The organism is Gluconobacter aidae (assembly GCF_009547075.1).
Lineage (GTDB): Bacteria > Pseudomonadota > Alphaproteobacteria > Acetobacterales > Acetobacteraceae > Gluconobacter > Gluconobacter aidae.
The window spans coordinates 1-14,171 of the sequence record NZ_WIPH01000022.1 but is presented as its reverse complement, the minus strand read 5'-3'; the positions used below and the strand labels follow the sequence as shown (position 1 = coordinate 14,171).

The 14,171-nt window shown below is 61.1% G+C and carries 14 protein-coding genes; 7 read left to right on the top strand and 7 right to left on the bottom strand.

Features of this window, described 5'->3' with window-relative positions:
* Positions 1-8: 8 nt before the first annotated feature.
* The 3 genes from acpS to rpoZ are packed head-to-tail and all read right to left on the bottom strand — an operon-like array spanning position 9 to position 3,216.
* Positions 9-482: a holo-ACP synthase gene (acpS, locus tag GFJ39_RS09795; protein WP_153431163.1), complete on the bottom strand. Its 474-nt coding sequence runs from the start codon at positions 480-482 to the stop codon at positions 9-11.
* A 4-nt stretch (positions 483-486) separates the two neighbouring features.
* Positions 487-2,784: a RelA/SpoT family protein gene (locus GFJ39_RS09790; RefSeq protein ID WP_153431162.1), complete on the bottom strand. Its 2,298-nt coding sequence runs from the start codon at positions 2,782-2,784 to the stop codon at positions 487-489.
* Positions 2,785-2,820: 36 nt separating this feature from the next.
* Entirely contained in the window at positions 2,821-3,216 is a 396-nt protein-coding gene (gene rpoZ, locus GFJ39_RS09785) for a DNA-directed RNA polymerase subunit omega (RefSeq protein WP_153431161.1), read from the bottom strand.
* A 215-nt stretch (positions 3,217-3,431) separates the two neighbouring features.
* Between rpoZ and GFJ39_RS09780 the strand changes: the two genes are divergently transcribed.
* Together GFJ39_RS09780 and GFJ39_RS09775 are read left to right on the top strand one after the other, a co-directional pair.
* Positions 3,432-4,040 carry a LabA-like NYN domain-containing protein gene (locus GFJ39_RS09780; RefSeq protein ID WP_153431160.1) on the top strand — a complete coding sequence of 203 codons (609 nt, stop codon included), beginning with the start codon at positions 3,432-3,434 and terminating at the stop codon, positions 4,038-4,040.
* 95 nt (positions 4,041-4,135) lie between these two features.
* On the top strand, positions 4,136-4,600 hold the full coding sequence (locus GFJ39_RS09775) for a uracil-DNA glycosylase family protein (protein ID WP_228391888.1): 465 nt from the start codon (positions 4,136-4,138) through the stop codon (positions 4,598-4,600).
* Between the two features lie 20 nt (positions 4,601-4,620).
* Here the strand turns inward: GFJ39_RS09775 and msrQ are convergent, their stop codons facing one another.
* Together msrQ and msrP are read right to left on the bottom strand one after the other, a co-directional pair.
* On the bottom strand, positions 4,621-5,247 hold the full coding sequence (gene msrQ / locus GFJ39_RS09770; RefSeq protein ID WP_153431158.1) for a protein-methionine-sulfoxide reductase heme-binding subunit MsrQ: 627 nt from the start codon (positions 5,245-5,247) through the stop codon (positions 4,621-4,623).
* Positions 5,247-6,185, bottom strand: a complete 939-nt coding sequence (gene msrP / locus GFJ39_RS09765; protein WP_153431157.1) for a protein-methionine-sulfoxide reductase catalytic subunit MsrP — start codon at positions 6,183-6,185, stop codon at positions 5,247-5,249. Before msrP ends, msrQ begins: the two co-directional genes overlap by 1 nt.
* A gap of 80 nt (positions 6,186-6,265) precedes the next feature.
* Here msrP and GFJ39_RS09760 point away from each other — a divergent pair, with 80 nt between their 5' ends.
* Entirely contained in the window at positions 6,266-7,138 is an 873-nt protein-coding gene (locus GFJ39_RS09760; protein ID WP_011253321.1) for an NAD(P)-dependent oxidoreductase, read from the top strand.
* A gap of 68 nt (positions 7,139-7,206) precedes the next feature.
* Positions 7,207-7,815 carry a superoxide dismutase gene (locus GFJ39_RS09755; RefSeq protein ID WP_011253320.1) on the top strand — a complete coding sequence of 203 codons (609 nt, stop codon included), beginning with the start codon at positions 7,207-7,209 and terminating at the stop codon, positions 7,813-7,815.
* Between the two features lie 89 nt (positions 7,816-7,904).
* On the opposite strand, the gene yajC is transcribed toward GFJ39_RS09755, so the two are convergent.
* Entirely contained in the window at positions 7,905-8,249 is a 345-nt protein-coding gene (gene yajC, locus GFJ39_RS09750) for a preprotein translocase subunit YajC (protein ID WP_153431156.1), read from the bottom strand.
* A 119-nt stretch (positions 8,250-8,368) separates the two neighbouring features.
* On the opposite strand from yajC, the gene GFJ39_RS09745 reads away from it, so the two are divergent.
* Complete coding sequence (locus tag GFJ39_RS09745; RefSeq protein WP_153431155.1) at positions 8,369-9,238, top strand: ATP-binding protein; 870 nt, start codon at positions 8,369-8,371, stop codon at positions 9,236-9,238.
* A gap of 63 nt (positions 9,239-9,301) precedes the next feature.
* Here the strand turns inward: GFJ39_RS09745 and GFJ39_RS09740 are convergent, their stop codons facing one another.
* On the bottom strand, positions 9,302-11,740 hold the full coding sequence (locus GFJ39_RS09740) for a TonB-dependent receptor (protein WP_325062905.1): 2,439 nt from the start codon (positions 11,738-11,740) through the stop codon (positions 9,302-9,304).
* 254 nt (positions 11,741-11,994) lie between these two features.
* Here GFJ39_RS09740 and GFJ39_RS09735 point away from each other — a divergent pair, with 254 nt between their 5' ends.
* Entirely contained in the window at positions 11,995-13,167 is a 1,173-nt protein-coding gene (locus tag GFJ39_RS09735; RefSeq protein WP_153431154.1) for an aromatic ring-hydroxylating oxygenase subunit alpha, read from the top strand.
* Position 13,168: 1 nt separating this feature from the next.
* Positions 13,169-14,171, top strand: a 1,003-nt coding sequence (locus tag GFJ39_RS09730) for a bifunctional GNAT family N-acetyltransferase/(deoxy)nucleoside triphosphate pyrophosphohydrolase (protein WP_153431153.1), incomplete at its 3' end; no start/stop codon positions are given.

The window sequence follows — 14,171 nt, the reverse complement described above, 5'->3', positions numbered from 1 at the left end:
AGACGCTCTTAACGCAGCTTGGCGGTATTGGCGAGCGGTTCAATCCGGACGGATGCTCGCGGGGCAGACTGTACGCCCGTCAGGGGGATGGATTGTATGATGACCTGCGCAAGGGCAAAGGGCGGATCATCGCTCATACTGACGAGAAGCTGGACTCCCTGCCCTGGCGGGGTCAGGCGCTTCAGGGCTTCTCCCGCCCCGCCTGAAAGCAGGAGTTCCGGCGCTCCGGCCGGACCATTGCAGACTCCGATATCCTGAAGCATGACCCCGTTCGCGAAGCCTGTGCCCAGAGCCTTGGCGCAGGCTTCCTTGGCCGCCCAGCGCTTGGCGTAGCTTCCCATGCGCGCGGCCCCCGTAAAGCGGTCGACATAGGCGCGCTCGGCTTCGGTAAAAACGCGATTCAGGAAACGGTCCCCAAAGCGTTCGACGCTTTTTTCAATGCGCGAAATCATGCACAGGTCCGCCCCCATGCCGAGGATCATGACGTCATCCCTTGGCCCGCTCGACCTGCATGACGCCCACCGCCGTCCGGAACGCCGCGATCATGGACGAGAGATGACGCAGATCCTTCACTTCAAGATCGACCAGAATTTCCATGAAATCGAGCTGACGGTTCACGATCTTGAGGTTGATGACACTACCATTGTGCTTGGCGGCCACGTTGGTGAGGGTGGCAAGAACCTCAGGTTCATTGGCGGCCACGACCGACAGCCGGGCCGTATAGGGTTCGGCGCCCTGACGGCGGCCGAGGGCCTCGTAGTCCCAGTCCACTTCCAGGAAACGCTCGGGCGTATCGGCGAAACCGGACAGATTCTGGCAGCCACGACGATGGATCGTGACTCCTTTGCCCTGAGCGATGATCCCGACGATCGGATCACCCGGCAGCGGACGGCAGCAGCCGGCAAAGCTGATGGCGATGCCCGAGCCGATTCCCTTGATCGTACTGCCCGAATGGGTCGTGGCAGTCTTGGATCCGGCATGCCCGGCGCCGAGCATGAGGGACTGGCCGAAACGGGGCGACAGACCGGGCACCATTCTCGGCGCACGGACGCTCTGACGCAGTTCCGGATAGGCCGTATTGACCACATCCTTCGGACCAAGCTGACCGTTTCCGACCGAAACATACAGGTCTTCCACAGAGGCCTGACGTAGGTCCTTGAGGATGCCGTCAAGGACTTTTTCAGACCCGTCCACCCCTTCCTGGCGGAATGCCTTGGCGATGGCCGCACGGCCGTTGTCCAGATGACCCTGCCGCTGCTGCTGCGCCACGAAACGCCGGATACGGGCACGGGCCTTGCCGGTTGCGACGAACCGCTCCCAGGACGGGGACGGCGTGCCGCCACGGGCCGTCATGATCTCGACCTGATCGCCGTTCTGCAGCTCGTGCCGCAGCGGCATCAGGCGTCCATTGACCTTCGCACCCACACAGGTATCGCCAACCTGACTGTGCACGGCATAAGCAAAATCGACAGGCGTTGCGCCGCGCGGCAGGGAAATCAGCTGCCCCTTGGGGGTGAAGCAGAAAACCTGGTCCTGATAGAGTTCGAGCTTGGTGTTTTCGAGAAACTCGTCAGGCGCCTGACTGTCCTCAAGGATTTCCAGCAGATCCTGAACCCAGCGCAGCTTGCGGGTCGGCGCGCCGAACGCGGACGACAGGGCCGCGGCTTCGCGCTCGCTCGGCGTTGCATGTTCCTTATAGGCCCAGTGCGAGGCCACGCCGTTTTCAGCCAGATCGTGCATTTCGGCGGTCCGGATCTGGACCTCGATTTTCTGGTTGCGTGGATGACGCAGGGTCACGCCGGTATGAAGGCTCTGGTATCCGTTGGCCTTGGGCGTGGAAATGTAATCCTTGAAGCGTCCGGCGATCATCGGATAGGCGCCATGGATCGCACCAAGCGCCATGTAGCAGGCGTCGCGCGTGGGAACGAGCAGACGGAACGCCATGATGTCCGAAAGCTGCTCGAACGCCACATTCCGGCGCTGCATTTTTTCCCAGATCGAATAGGGCGATTTCTCCCGCCCCGTCACTTCGACCTTGTCGATCCCGGTTTCGGCGCACAGGGCCATCAGTTCCTGACGGACCTGCTCGATGACGTCCGCCCCCTGCCCCCGCAGGAAGTTCAGGCGGGCACGGATCGTCGCATCGGCTTCGGGCTCGAGCTGGGCGAAGGAAAGGTTCTGAAGCTCCGTCTTGACCCGATCCATGCCAATGCGCTCGGCCAGAGGCGCATAGATATCCATCGTCTCGCGGGCGATACGCTGCCGGCGGTCGGTCCGCTGCACGTAATGCAGCGTGCGCATGTTGTGCAGACGATCGGCCAGCTTGACGATGAGAACGCGGATATCCCGCGACATGGCCAGAACGAGCTTGCGAAAATTCTCGGCCTGTTTGGTACGGTCGGACTGGAGTTCAAGCCGGGTAAGTTTGGTTACGCCATCGACGAGGGCTGCGACGTCCTCGCCGAAACGGGCTTTCAGGGAGTCGCAGGAAACGCCCGTATCTTCAACGGTATCGTGAAGCAGACCCACCATGATCGAGGTCGCATCCATACGAAAACCGGCAAGGATGTTTGCAACCGCGATGGGATGGGTGATGTAGGCATCGCCATTGTCGCGGCGCTGCCCGTTATGGGCATTGGCAGCGACATCATAGGCGGCTTCAATCCGGGTCAGATCGGCGGACGGATCATAGCTTTCGATCCGTCGGAGCAGTCCGGCAATGGACGGCTTGAAGTCCCCGCTCGCTACGGGCGGGGGCGCAGTGGGGGAAGATGCATCAGGCATGAAGCATATCCCCCTTTCAGTGGACCTGGGCAGAAATCAGCGACGACCCCGGCCACCCAGTTCAGCTTCGATCGCGGCGGCCTCGTCAGCAGACATGTTCTCTGCCATGTGGGCGTGCTCCTCCTCGGCGGAGACATCCTGAAGACCGAAGATGTTCTGGTCAGTCGGGATGAGATCCAGCACTTCCTCATCGACGGGCTCCGGCTCCGGCGCACGGGCCAGAGAACGGATGATGCCCTCGCGCAGAGCCGGCAGACTTACCTTGTCTTCGGCAATTTCGCGCAGGGCAACGACCGTGTTCTTGTCGTTTTCACGATCCAGACGGATTTCCTCACCGCGCGACAGGCCACGCGCGCGCTGTGCGGCAAGCAGAACCAGTTCGAAACGGTTAGGAACCTTCTCGATGCAATCTTCGACGGTTACGCGCGCCATGCGACAGGCCCCCTTCGGGTAAGACTTTGGAATAAATTAAGAGAGAACGCTGGCAATAACATGCGGTTCATGCGATTGCAATCCGCACCTGCCGCGCCTCCGGAATTGAACCCGCCAGAACTGAACCCGAGTGCATCCAAGCTCGTTCGCAGCTGGACGGCAGCCTCTGCCCCTGTCGTACAGGGAAACATATTTTACATACCAGGATTACCATTATGCTTCTGCGCCAGAACGAACGCACAGCCCTTTTCATCGACGGCGCCAGCCTCCATCACGCAGCCCGCAATCTTGGGTTTGAAGTCGACTTCCGCAGCCTGCGCAACCTGTTTGAAAGCCAGTGCCTTTTCCAGCGTGCCTTCTATTACGCCGCAATGCCCGAGACGGACGACTATTCCCCCCTTCGCCCCCTGACCGACTGGCTGGCCTATAACGGCTATCACCTCGTACTGAAAAACGCCCGGGAGTTTACGGATCATTCAGGAAGACGGCGTATCAAGGGAAACATGGATGTCGAACTGACAGTAGATCTTCTGGAGCAGGCCGGCCGCCTCGATCATGCCGTGATCGTAAGCGGTGATTCCGACCTGCGGCGCGCCGTGGAAGCGGTACAGGCGCGCGGAGTCCGGGTCACGGTCATTTCCTCAATGCGCTCGACGCCCCCCATGATCGGGGACGACCTGCGCCGTCAGGCTGACCTGTTCGTTGAACTGGCCGACATTGCGCCTTCGTTCACGCGCCGGCAGGCGGAACCGCGCAATACCCCCAGACAGGGACCTGTCCGGCATCCCGCCGACATCAACAGTGACGAGACCAGCGATTCATGACACCTCGGGCTTCTACCGGACCGACCGCTTCCCCGCCGCCGCCTCTTCCCGCTTCGGAAGGGGGGCGGTCAGGGATTGGGCCACTTTCAGCCGAGATGCTGATCGTATGTCTCGATCCGGAAGACGCCGTGGTGACGCTGGCCTCCTTTCTGCGGGCCAACAATATCGTTTTCGATGCAGCGCCCGCATCGCCGGACGCGATTGTGGGGCGCATCACCACCGTGATGCAGCCCCTCTCTCCCCAGCCACTGGCACTCCCTTCCGAACTTGAGGAGTGCAGCGCGGCCCTGTGTACTGAACTGCAGAACATGCACAGGCTCAAACTGGTCCTGACGCTCGGAATCAGTGCACATATTGCCGTCCTTGGGGCGTGCGGAATTCCGCTTTCGCGGCTTGATTTCCGGCCCGGCGAAATCACCCATCTGCCGGACGGACTGCTCCTGGCGGATGGATGTCACTTCCCGACCCGTCCCATCCCGGCTGACATGCTGACGCAGCGGCGCTCTGCCCTGACGGAACTTTCCCCAAAAATCCGCGCGGCCCTGCGGCCAAGAGCCTGAGCGGACTGCCGGCCCTGTGACTAGATCCCGTCTCCTGTCTGTGAACGCGGCAGGAGACGGCTCAGCAGAATCAGGGCCATGGCTGCGAGATAAGGAGCGGACACACTGTTCAGGGTCTTGAAGGACATGAAAAAGTGGATGCCTGCCAGGATTGCTGCGGGATAGATCAGCCGGTGCAGAAATTTCCAGCGTCGCTTGAGCAGACGCATGGACAGGGTATTGGACGTGAGGGCAAGCGGAATGAGCAGGACGAGCGCACTCATTCCCAGAATGATGAAATAGCGGTGCGTCATGTCAGCCCACAGGACTAACCAGTCAAAGCCGTGATCAAGGCCGACATAGGCCAGCAGGTGCAGACTGGCATAGAAAAACGCCAGCAGGCCGGTCAGGCGCCGGTATCGGAGCAGGTTCAGGCCTGTGAAGCGCCTCAGCGGCGCAAGGGCGAGGCAGGCCAGCAGGAACCGGAACGCCCAGAGACCCAGTGAGCGTTCAAAAACATTGACCGGATCAGCGCCGAGCGCGCCGTGCTGCCCCTGCCAGACGAGCCACACTGCCGGAATCATGCCGACCGGATACAGAACCAGGCGCCAGTGCCGTTTCAGGACGCCGGGTATCTCTGGAACGGCAGGCATGGAGCGTGCCGGCATCAGAAGTTTTTCCGCAGATCCATGCCACGATAAAGATCCGCGACCTGCTCCCCGTAACCGTTGAACATCAGGGTCGGCTGCCGTTTGGCGCCAAACAGGGAATGCGCGCCGATGACCCGCTCGGTCGCCTGACTCCAGCGGGGATGATCGACCTGCGGATTGACGTTGGCGTAGAAGCCGTATTCGTCTGGAGCAAGCCTGTTCCACGTCGTCGGCGGCTCGTGGTCCAGCAGACGGATGCGCTGGATCGACTTGATCCCCTTGAACCCATATTTCCAAGGGACGACCAGACGCAGGGGCGCGCCGTTCTGGTTCGGCAGGGTTTCACCGTAAATGCCGAGCGCCAGCAGGGTCAGCGGGTTCATGGCCTCATCCAGACGCAGACCTTCGACATATGGCCACTGGATGCCGGACAGGGCTCCGGTCTGGCCGGGCATTTCGGAGGGCCGCAGGATACTTTCGAAGGCGACATGCGTGGCGCGGGGATCGGGATCGGCATCCTTCAGCAGCGTGGCGAGGGGGATACCGTCCCAGGGAATGACCATGGACCATGCCTCCACGCAGCGCATACGGTAGATTCGTTCCTCTATCGCCGGGGAGCGCAGTAGCTGCTCCACATCCAGCCGGACCGGCCTGCGAACGAGGCCGGTGATTTCGAGCGTCCACGGCAGAGGATGGAAAGCCTGCGACTGAGTCGCGGGGTCAGCCTTGCCCATGCCGAATTCATAGAAGTTGTTGTAATGCGTCACGTCTTCGTGTGGCGTAGGCGTGAGGTTCTCCGAATATGGCCCCACATGTGTCTGGAGTGTTGCGGCGTCAGCACTTGCGGAAACTGCGCCCAGCGCTGCCGCACCGCCGATGAGGCTGCGTCGCGAGAGATACATGTTCCTCGGCGTGATTTCGGATGGCAGGGGGCGAGGATAGCGAAAAAGCGCCATGATCAATTTCCGGACTCTGCGAAACTCTGGCACCTATGATGCGTGAGTCTGTTGCAACGCATCACAAGGAGCCAGTTTCCATGTCCAGTCCAAAGATCGGTTTTATCGGTTATGGCGCCATGGCCCAGCGTATGGGAGCCAATCTTCGGAAAGCCGGGTATCCGGTGGTGGCTTATGCTCCATCGGGCGGCAAGGACGAAACGGAAATGCTGCCCTCGCCCCGTGCGATTGCCGAAGCGGCCGAGATCATCATTTTCTGTGTGCCCAACGATGCGGCGGAAAACGAATCCCTGCATGGCGAGAACGGGGCGCTTGCGGCCCTGACACCCGGCAAGCTCGTTCTCGATACCTCCACCGTCTCCCCCGATCAGGCCGACGCCTTTGCCAGCCTTGCTGTCGAACATGGGTTTTCCCTGCTTGATGCCCCCATGTCCGGCAGCACGCCTGAAGCCGAGACCGGCGATCTGGTCATGCTCGTGGGCGGTGACGAGGCCGTGGTCAAGCGTGCGCAGCCGGTGCTGGACGTCATCGGCAAGCTGACGATCCATGCCGGGCCTGCCGGTTCGGCTGCACGGCTGAAGCTGGTTGTGAACGGCGTAATGGGCGCCACGCTCAACGTCATCGCCGAAGGCGTCTCTTACGGACTGGCCGCGGGACTGGATCGTGATGTCGTGTTCGACACGCTTCAGCAGGTGGCCGTGGTCAGCCCGCATCACAAGCGCAAGCTGAAGATGGGACAGAACCGGGAGTTTCCGTCCCAGTTCCCGACCCGTCTCATGTCCAAGGACATGGGGCTTCTGCTGGATGCCGGGCGCAAGGTCGGCGCTTTCATGCCTGGCATGGCGGTCGCCGATCAGGCGCTGGCCCTTTCGAACCGTCTGCATGCGAATGAGGACTACTCGGCCCTCATCGGTGCGATGGAACACAGCGTTGCCAATCTTCCCCATAAATGAGAACGATATGCGGGAGCGGTCGCCCCTGAAGGCGGTCACCTCGTCTTATTGTGCCAAGGAGTGACATCATGGCTTTCGAACTTCCCCCCCTGCCCTACGCGGAAAACGCTCTCGCCGGCGCTGGCATGTGCCAGGAAACGCTGGAACTGCACCACGACAAGCACCATCAGGCCTATGTCACGGCGCTGAACGGTTTCGTGGAAAGCAAGCCGGAACTGGCGGGCAAGACGCTTGAGGAGATCATCGCGTTCTCCTACGGCAAGCCCGAGATCGCTCCGGTCTTCAACAATGCAGGCCAGCACTGGAACCACATCCTGTTCTGGAAGAACCTGTCCCCCAAGGGCGGTCAGATCCCGACCGGTCTGGAAAAGAAGATCGCTGAAGACTTCGGTTCCGTCGAAGAGTTCAAGAAGCTCTTCAAGCAGGCTGCCACGACGCAGTTCGGTTCGGGCTGGGCCTGGCTGGTGCTGGACAAGTCCGGTAAGCTGGCTGTCACGAAGACGGCAAACGGCTCCAACCCGCTGGCTGAAGGTCAGGGCAAGGCGCTGCTGGGCCTCGACGTCTGGGAGCACGCCTATTACCTCGATTTCCGCAACCGTCGTCCGGACTACATCACGAACTATCTGGACAAGCTCGCCAACTACGAGTTTGCGGAAGCCGAGTTGAAGTCTGCCTGATCCCTTCCGGGTTCATCAAAATAAAAAAAACGCCCCGTCCGGCTTTCCGGGCGGGGCGTTTTTCATGAACGGGTCTTTTGAAAACCGGATCAGGAATCGTTGGTCGGCTTGTCGCGCGGCATGATGTTCGTGATCGTGCTGCGAACGACCTTCACGCGCACACCCTGGGCGATCTCGACGTCCACTTCATCGCTGTCATCGCGGGTCGCCTGCACGACGCCGACGATGCCGCCTGCCGTTACGATCCGGTCACCACGACGCAGGGAACCCTGTTCGTCACGCAGCTTGCGGGCACGCTGCTGCTGGGGACGAATGAGCAGGAAATAGAACACCACGAAGATGAAAATCATCGGGGCGAACTGAAGCACCTGCGGATTGGAAAGCAGACCGCCACCATCGGCGGCCTGGGCGGAAGAAATGAACAGACTGCTCATGGGTGTAAGGGTCCAGTCTTGAGTGAAGCTGGCGGGGACCATATCGTCCGGGGGCTGCCCGTCAAGCACGGCGCCGATGTCTTTTGATCTCAACCCCTTTCGTTCCGGGACCGTTTTCCATGACCGACCATGCCCTGCTCAGTGTTCTCGAACGTATTGCCGACAGTCTGGAGCGCATGAGCCCGCCCCCGCCAAGTGCGGACATCCTGCATAAACACGACGCCTTTCTGTGGCAGGCCGCTCTGGGCGTTCTGACACCGGTGGAGAAGGTTTCGGGTGTGCCGCTGTCACTGCTTCAGGGCGTGAAGCGGCAGATGGATCAGGTCATGACCAATACGCGGCATTTCGCCGAAGGCTTCAGCGCGAACAATGTCATGCTCTGGGGCGCGCGCGGGATGGGCAAGTCCTCACTGGTGAAGGCATCCGTCGCGGCCGTGAACGAGGAGCAGCGGGCGAAGGGCGGCGGGACACTCACGCTGATCGAGATCCAGCGTGACGAACTTTCGTCTCTGCCGAAACTGCTTGCCGTCCTGCGCACCACGAAACGCCGCTGCATCCTGTTCTGCGATGACCTGTCATTCGAGAGCCAGGACGCGGACTACAAGTCCCTCAAATCCGTGCTGGACGGAGGGATCGGCGGACGTCCCGAGAACGTCCTGATCTATGCGACATCGAACCGGCGTCATCTGATGCCGCGGGACATGATTGAGAACGAGACGGGCAGCGCGATCAACCCGTCCGAAGCCATTGAGGAAAAGGTCTCGCTTTCGGACCGGTTCGGTCTGTGGATCGGCCTGTATGGTGCGACGCAGGACGATTATCTGGCGATCGTCGAAGCGTATGCGGCTTATTACAAGCTGCCGGTTCCACGCGATGAACTCCGCCGGAAAGCGCTGCAATGGGCCATGGCGCGAGGCAGCCGCTCGGGTCGCGTGGCCTCGCAGTTCATCAGCGATCTGAGTGCCGAACTGGGTATCCCGCAAGGCTGAAAAACGGTTGGTTTGAAACAAAAAACGGCGGGCACAGACCCCGCCGTTTTTTGCTGGGCGCCTTCAGAACGACGCGCTGATGGTTCCGAAGAATTCGCGGACGGCGCCACGCTCCATGGACTGGTAATCGCCGACAGCGGGGTTGTCGTTCTCGCCCATCATGGAGATGTATTTAGTGTTGAACAGGTTATAGACGTTGAAGCTTGCCGTAACGTCCTTGAGGACGCTGAGCTTTCCGAAACGGTACTGCGCACCCGCATTGGCGAGCCAGTAGCCGCCGATCGAGGTGTCGTTCATGAAGCTGTAATAGCGGCGGCTGTAGTAGTTCGCATCGAAATGCACGGTCATGCCCTTCCAGCTATAGGCAATCGCTGCCTTGTACATCCAGGCCGGGTAGTTGACGATGTTCTTGCCAGCCAGAGCGTAATAACCGCCGACCGTGTCGACATTCCGGTCATACGTCCCCTTGTTGTAGCTCAGGTTGTTGCTGATGCTCAGGCCGTTGATCGGCGTGAGGGTGATGTCACCGTTCGCACCCGTCATGGAGATGTGGCCGAAATCGATGACCTGCGAGACCGGATTGGTCAGGGAGCCCACGGCCGCGGCCAGGATCGGGTGGATCAGGCTGGCATGATAGACGGTCGCGTTCGCCTGAAGATATTTCGACGTATAGCGATAGCCGCCGAGATAGACCCAGGCTTTTGAGGGCTCGAGAGACTTCTTCTGGGCTTCGAATGTCGCCTGATCCTGCACGGAATAGACCGAATTCGCCACGCCATACGCCGAGACCTCATAGGCACGCATGTTCTCGGCCACGTCCACATAGATCTCGTGGTGGCGGTTGATGTGCCAGTCCAGATTGACGTGTGGCAGGAAAGCCTGTGAGGCCGTCAGGGAGCCGTTCGGCAGGGCATCGGCGCCCGTCCATTCAGCATTGTTATACTGCGCGCCGCCGGACGTGGTGGCGGTCATGGACTTGAAGCCGGCATGCAGCGTCAGGCCCTGGGCAAGCTGGATGCTGTCCTGAAGGTGGAACTGCATGACGTTCGTGGTCCACTGGAAGTTATATCCTTCGAGGAAGGCAGGACCATAAACGTCATAGGGCCCAACGGCCTTGAGCGGCGCACCCTGTCCCAAAAGTGGCTGCTGGTAATTGAACAGCCCCGCCTGCTGGTTGTTGTTCTCGTACCAGACGCCGCCCTCGAAGGTATGGCGCCCCCATTTGTAGCGCAGGCTGGTGTCGAGGCCGTAACGCTCCTGACGGTTCTGCCAGACTTCTTCGGAAAACGGCGCGCCGTTCGGCGAAGGATCATCCGAGTCCGTATAGCTGTAATAGCCGGTCTGGCTGTGACCGTAGATCGTGGTGTTCCAGGTCAGGTGATCGGTCAGGGCGAGGTCAAAATGCAGCCCGCCCATGTAATTGGTTTCGGCCTGACCGCCGTCATACATTGCGATATTGGAGCCATCGATGCCCGGAACGCTATCGTAACCCGCCGGATAGGAGCGCGTACCGTTGGCGATACCGTAAGCCAGGGCGTAGTTCGGATACAGATGCGGCGTACGCCAGCCGAGGTTCTTCAGGATCCCGATGGATGTGTCCGGATAGTTCCACTGGGCCAGGCTGGACCAGTTGAAGAAGGCCGACATGCGGCTGCGTTCGTTGATCGGCTGGACGAGCTTGGCATCGACCTGCTGCATGAACTGGTCGCCGCTGCCCATCCACATGCCTTCATCGGTGCGGGCGTAGGACGTGTAGAACTTCGTACCGGTCGGGTTCAGCTTGCCGGAATCCAGGCGGACATAGGTCCGGTACGAGCCGTAGCTGCCGAAAGACTGGCTCACTTTGCCGCCGCGTTTGTCATCCGGGTCGGACGAACCGATCTGGATCGTGCCGCCGAGCGTGTTGGTCGAGGGTAGTTCGACCGAGCCCGCGCCCTGCGACATGCGCATGGACTGGATATCATCGGGGATGATGGCGGAGGCGAGGCTCATACCGCTGACGGACTGGTAGGTCTGGTCGTTCAGGGGAACGCCATCCACGGTCACGCCCATCTGGTTCATGAAGAAGCCGCGGACGTAGAGATTGGCGCCGAAGCTGTCGATTCCGAACGGATCGGTGGAGGTGAAGCTCACGCCCGGCGTACGGTCCAGCATCTTGTAAGCGCTGGTTCCCGGGACATACTGGCGCATGATGGCCCTGGAGACGGCCTGCTCGGCATCGCGGCCCGTCAGCTGACGTCCGGTAACAGCGACGCTTTCCATTGCACGGGATTCCAGCGCCTCGGCCCTATGGAGGGCAGGCGTGTTCCGGGTCGGCGTATTTTGGGCTCCCGCAGTCGGAGTGGCATTTACGGCATGGCGCGATGCCGCATGGGGGCGGGCATGGGCCGTGACCGGCGCCGCATCTTCGGCTGCCGGAAGAGGCTGGTGCCCCGCGGCCAGGGCTGACTGACGGACTGCAAACAGTGCGATGGAGGAAAAAAGCAGGGATCTGGTTCGCACCGTGGCCGAAACTCCGGAATCTGTGATTTATGAACTTTGGGAAGCGGTCTCCTAAACGTGCCGGCATCGCCCGAAAAGCGCCAGCATTGCCAGATGATGTTTCAATGACACGAAAAAGATGGTTTTTGTGCCGCATGTTGCGGGAAAGACGCGCTGCGTCCGTGAAGAATGATCTCTTCCTGTGGTGGGGCTTTGCCTGTTAGGCTGATGCCCAACAAGACGACGTCGCGGTTTCATCACGGATCAGGATACTCATGTCGCAGACTATTTCTGCCTCTTCTGCTGCTGCCGAAAGCACATCTCCGGACACGGATCGGGTCATTGCCCCGGATATCGGTGAATATTCTCCCGTGGAAGATGTGGTCCGCAAGACCGGGGATCTCCGGCGCGTTCTGTCCAACCCCGACTACTGGTACCCGGTCGCCTGGTCGCGCGAACTCAAGCGCGGCAAGACCATCGGTACACGCTATGCCGGGCAGCCTATCGCGCTCGTACGCCCCATGGACGGCAGCGTATTCGCACTGGAAGACCGCTGCGCGCACCGGCAGGTTCCGCTCAGCCTCGGCAAGGTCAGTGGTGAAGCGGTCCAGTGCTGCTACCACGGCTGGGCCTATGGCCGTTCGGGCCGCTGCATCGACGTGCCGTATCTGGGCAAGGGCAAGCTTCCCAACGGCGTGCGGACCTATCCGTGCCGTGAGGAAGGCGGGCTGATCTTCATCTTCCCGGGCGATCCGGCAAAGGCCGAGAGCACGCCGTTTCCGCGGTTGGGTTCGGTGGGCAACCCCGAATACAAGACCCGCCGTTTCGGTGAGACGGTCGCCTGCCATTACAGTTTCATGCATGAAAACCTGATGGATATGAACCATCAGTTCATGCACATGAAGCAGATGGGCCAGATGAAGCCGCGTTTCCTCGGCGGCAGGGACGAGCCCACGCTGGTCGAGGCGCGCTACAGCTTCGCCCGCACCGGTGGCAAGCAACCCTGGGGGGAGACGTTCATCTTCGGTGAGCGTCGCGACGCGAGCGAGAAATACGCACACAAGGACGTCATGACGATCCGGACGGAATATCCGTACCAGACGCTGCGCATCGCAACCGGTGACGAGCCGCCGGTCATGGATCTTTGGATCGTGTACGTGCCGCAGGATGCTGAAGAGAAGACCTGCCGCGTGTTCGGGCTGCTCTCGATCCGCCGCCCGAAGGCAAAGCTGGTTCTCGACATTGCCTGGCCGTTCCTCGTCGCGTTCACGGAGCGGATCTTTAAAGAGGACCGGGACATCGTGGAACTGGAACAGGCGGCCTGGAACGAACTGGGCGGCGACCACAACCAGGAAGTCTTCCCGGTCATCAACATGCTGCGCAGGCTTCTGGCCCGGTGTGGCGTTCCGACCGACAAGCCCGTGGGCGATCAGGTGTCTTCGTCTTGACATGACACCAGAACTCAAGGCAGGGAGACTCGTCCTGCGCTCCCTGCAGCCGGGTGACGCCCCGGCCATCCATCGTCTCATCAATGACTGGAGCGTCGTCCGGATGCTCAGTCGCCTGCCCTTCCCCTATCCCCGCGAACTGGCGGAACAGTGGATCGACTCCACCCGTCGCGACAGTGCGCAGGGCAGTGCGCATCATTTCGCCATTACCCGCGACGGAGCGCTTCTGGGCGCGATCGCGCTCGTGCTCTCCGATGACCGGCGTTCCGGCTCGCTCGGATACTGGCTGGCCCCCACGGAATGGGGCCAGGGCCTGACCACGCAGGCGGGTCAGCGCGTTGTGGAATGGGGGCTGACGGTTCTGCGTCTGGAAAAGATCACGGCCGATGCCGCACAGGACAATGTCGCGTCAGCGGCGGTTCTGGGAAAGCTCGGCTTTGTGAAAACGGGAACCTCCAGCCGACGGTTCGTCTCGCGTGGACAGGACTGCCCGATCGATCTGTTCGAACTGCCGCGCGCCATGTTCCTCACAAAGACGCAGGAACCAGTCGAGGTCCCCGCTCCGCCCCCGGCTGAGGTCACCCCTTTCGTCGCGGAACCGCCCAAACCCCGGACATTGCTGGTCGTGGCGGCCGCCCTGCTCGACGTGCAGGGGCGGATCCTTCTCGCCAGGCGTCCGGAAGGAAAGCGTCTTGCGGGACTTTGGGAGTTCCCCGGCGGCAAGGTCGAACGGGATGAGACGCCGGAACAGGCGCTGATCCGGGAAATGCGCGAGGAACTGGGACTGGATCTGTCCGGGGCCTGTCTGGCGCCCTTCACCTTCGTCAGCGAAAACGCCGGGCCGTTCCATCTGCTGATGCCGCTTTACGTGGTGCGCCGCTGGCGGGGTGTTCCCACCCCACGCGAAGGCCAGACGCTGGAATGGGTCGCGGCCGCCGATCTCGGCCGATACGCCATGCCCGATCCTGACCTTCCCCTGATCCCGCTTCTGCAGGAGCTTCTGG

What these genes read in the sequence shown, in the direction of transcription:
- acpS (WP_153431163.1), bottom strand. Translation starts at nt 482, where the DNA reads ATGATCCTCGGCATGGGGGCGGACCTGTGCATGATTTCGCGCATTGAA.
- GFJ39_RS09790 (WP_153431162.1), bottom strand. Translation starts at nt 2,784, where the DNA reads ATGCCTGATGCATCTTCCCCCACTGCGCCCCCGCCCGTAGCGAGCGGG.
- rpoZ (WP_153431161.1), bottom strand. Translation starts at nt 3,216, where the DNA reads ATGGCGCGCGTAACCGTCGAAGATTGCATCGAGAAGGTTCCTAACCGT.
- GFJ39_RS09780 (WP_153431160.1), top strand. Translation starts at nt 3,432, where the DNA reads ATGCTTCTGCGCCAGAACGAACGCACAGCCCTTTTCATCGACGGCGCC.
- GFJ39_RS09775 (WP_228391888.1), top strand. Translation starts at nt 4,136, where the DNA reads ATGCTGATCGTATGTCTCGATCCGGAAGACGCCGTGGTGACGCTGGCC.
- msrQ (WP_153431158.1), bottom strand. Translation starts at nt 5,247, where the DNA reads ATGCCGGCACGCTCCATGCCTGCCGTTCCAGAGATACCCGGCGTCCTG.
- msrP (WP_153431157.1), bottom strand. Translation starts at nt 6,185, where the DNA reads ATGGCGCTTTTTCGCTATCCTCGCCCCCTGCCATCCGAAATCACGCCG.
- GFJ39_RS09760 (WP_011253321.1), top strand. Translation starts at nt 6,266, where the DNA reads ATGTCCAGTCCAAAGATCGGTTTTATCGGTTATGGCGCCATGGCCCAG.
- GFJ39_RS09755 (WP_011253320.1), top strand. Translation starts at nt 7,207, where the DNA reads ATGGCTTTCGAACTTCCCCCCCTGCCCTACGCGGAAAACGCTCTCGCC.
- yajC (WP_153431156.1), bottom strand. Translation starts at nt 8,249, where the DNA reads ATGAGCAGTCTGTTCATTTCTTCCGCCCAGGCCGCCGATGGTGGCGGT.
- GFJ39_RS09745 (WP_153431155.1), top strand. Translation starts at nt 8,369, where the DNA reads ATGACCGACCATGCCCTGCTCAGTGTTCTCGAACGTATTGCCGACAGT.
- GFJ39_RS09735 (WP_153431154.1), top strand. Translation starts at nt 11,995, where the DNA reads ATGTCGCAGACTATTTCTGCCTCTTCTGCTGCTGCCGAAAGCACATCT.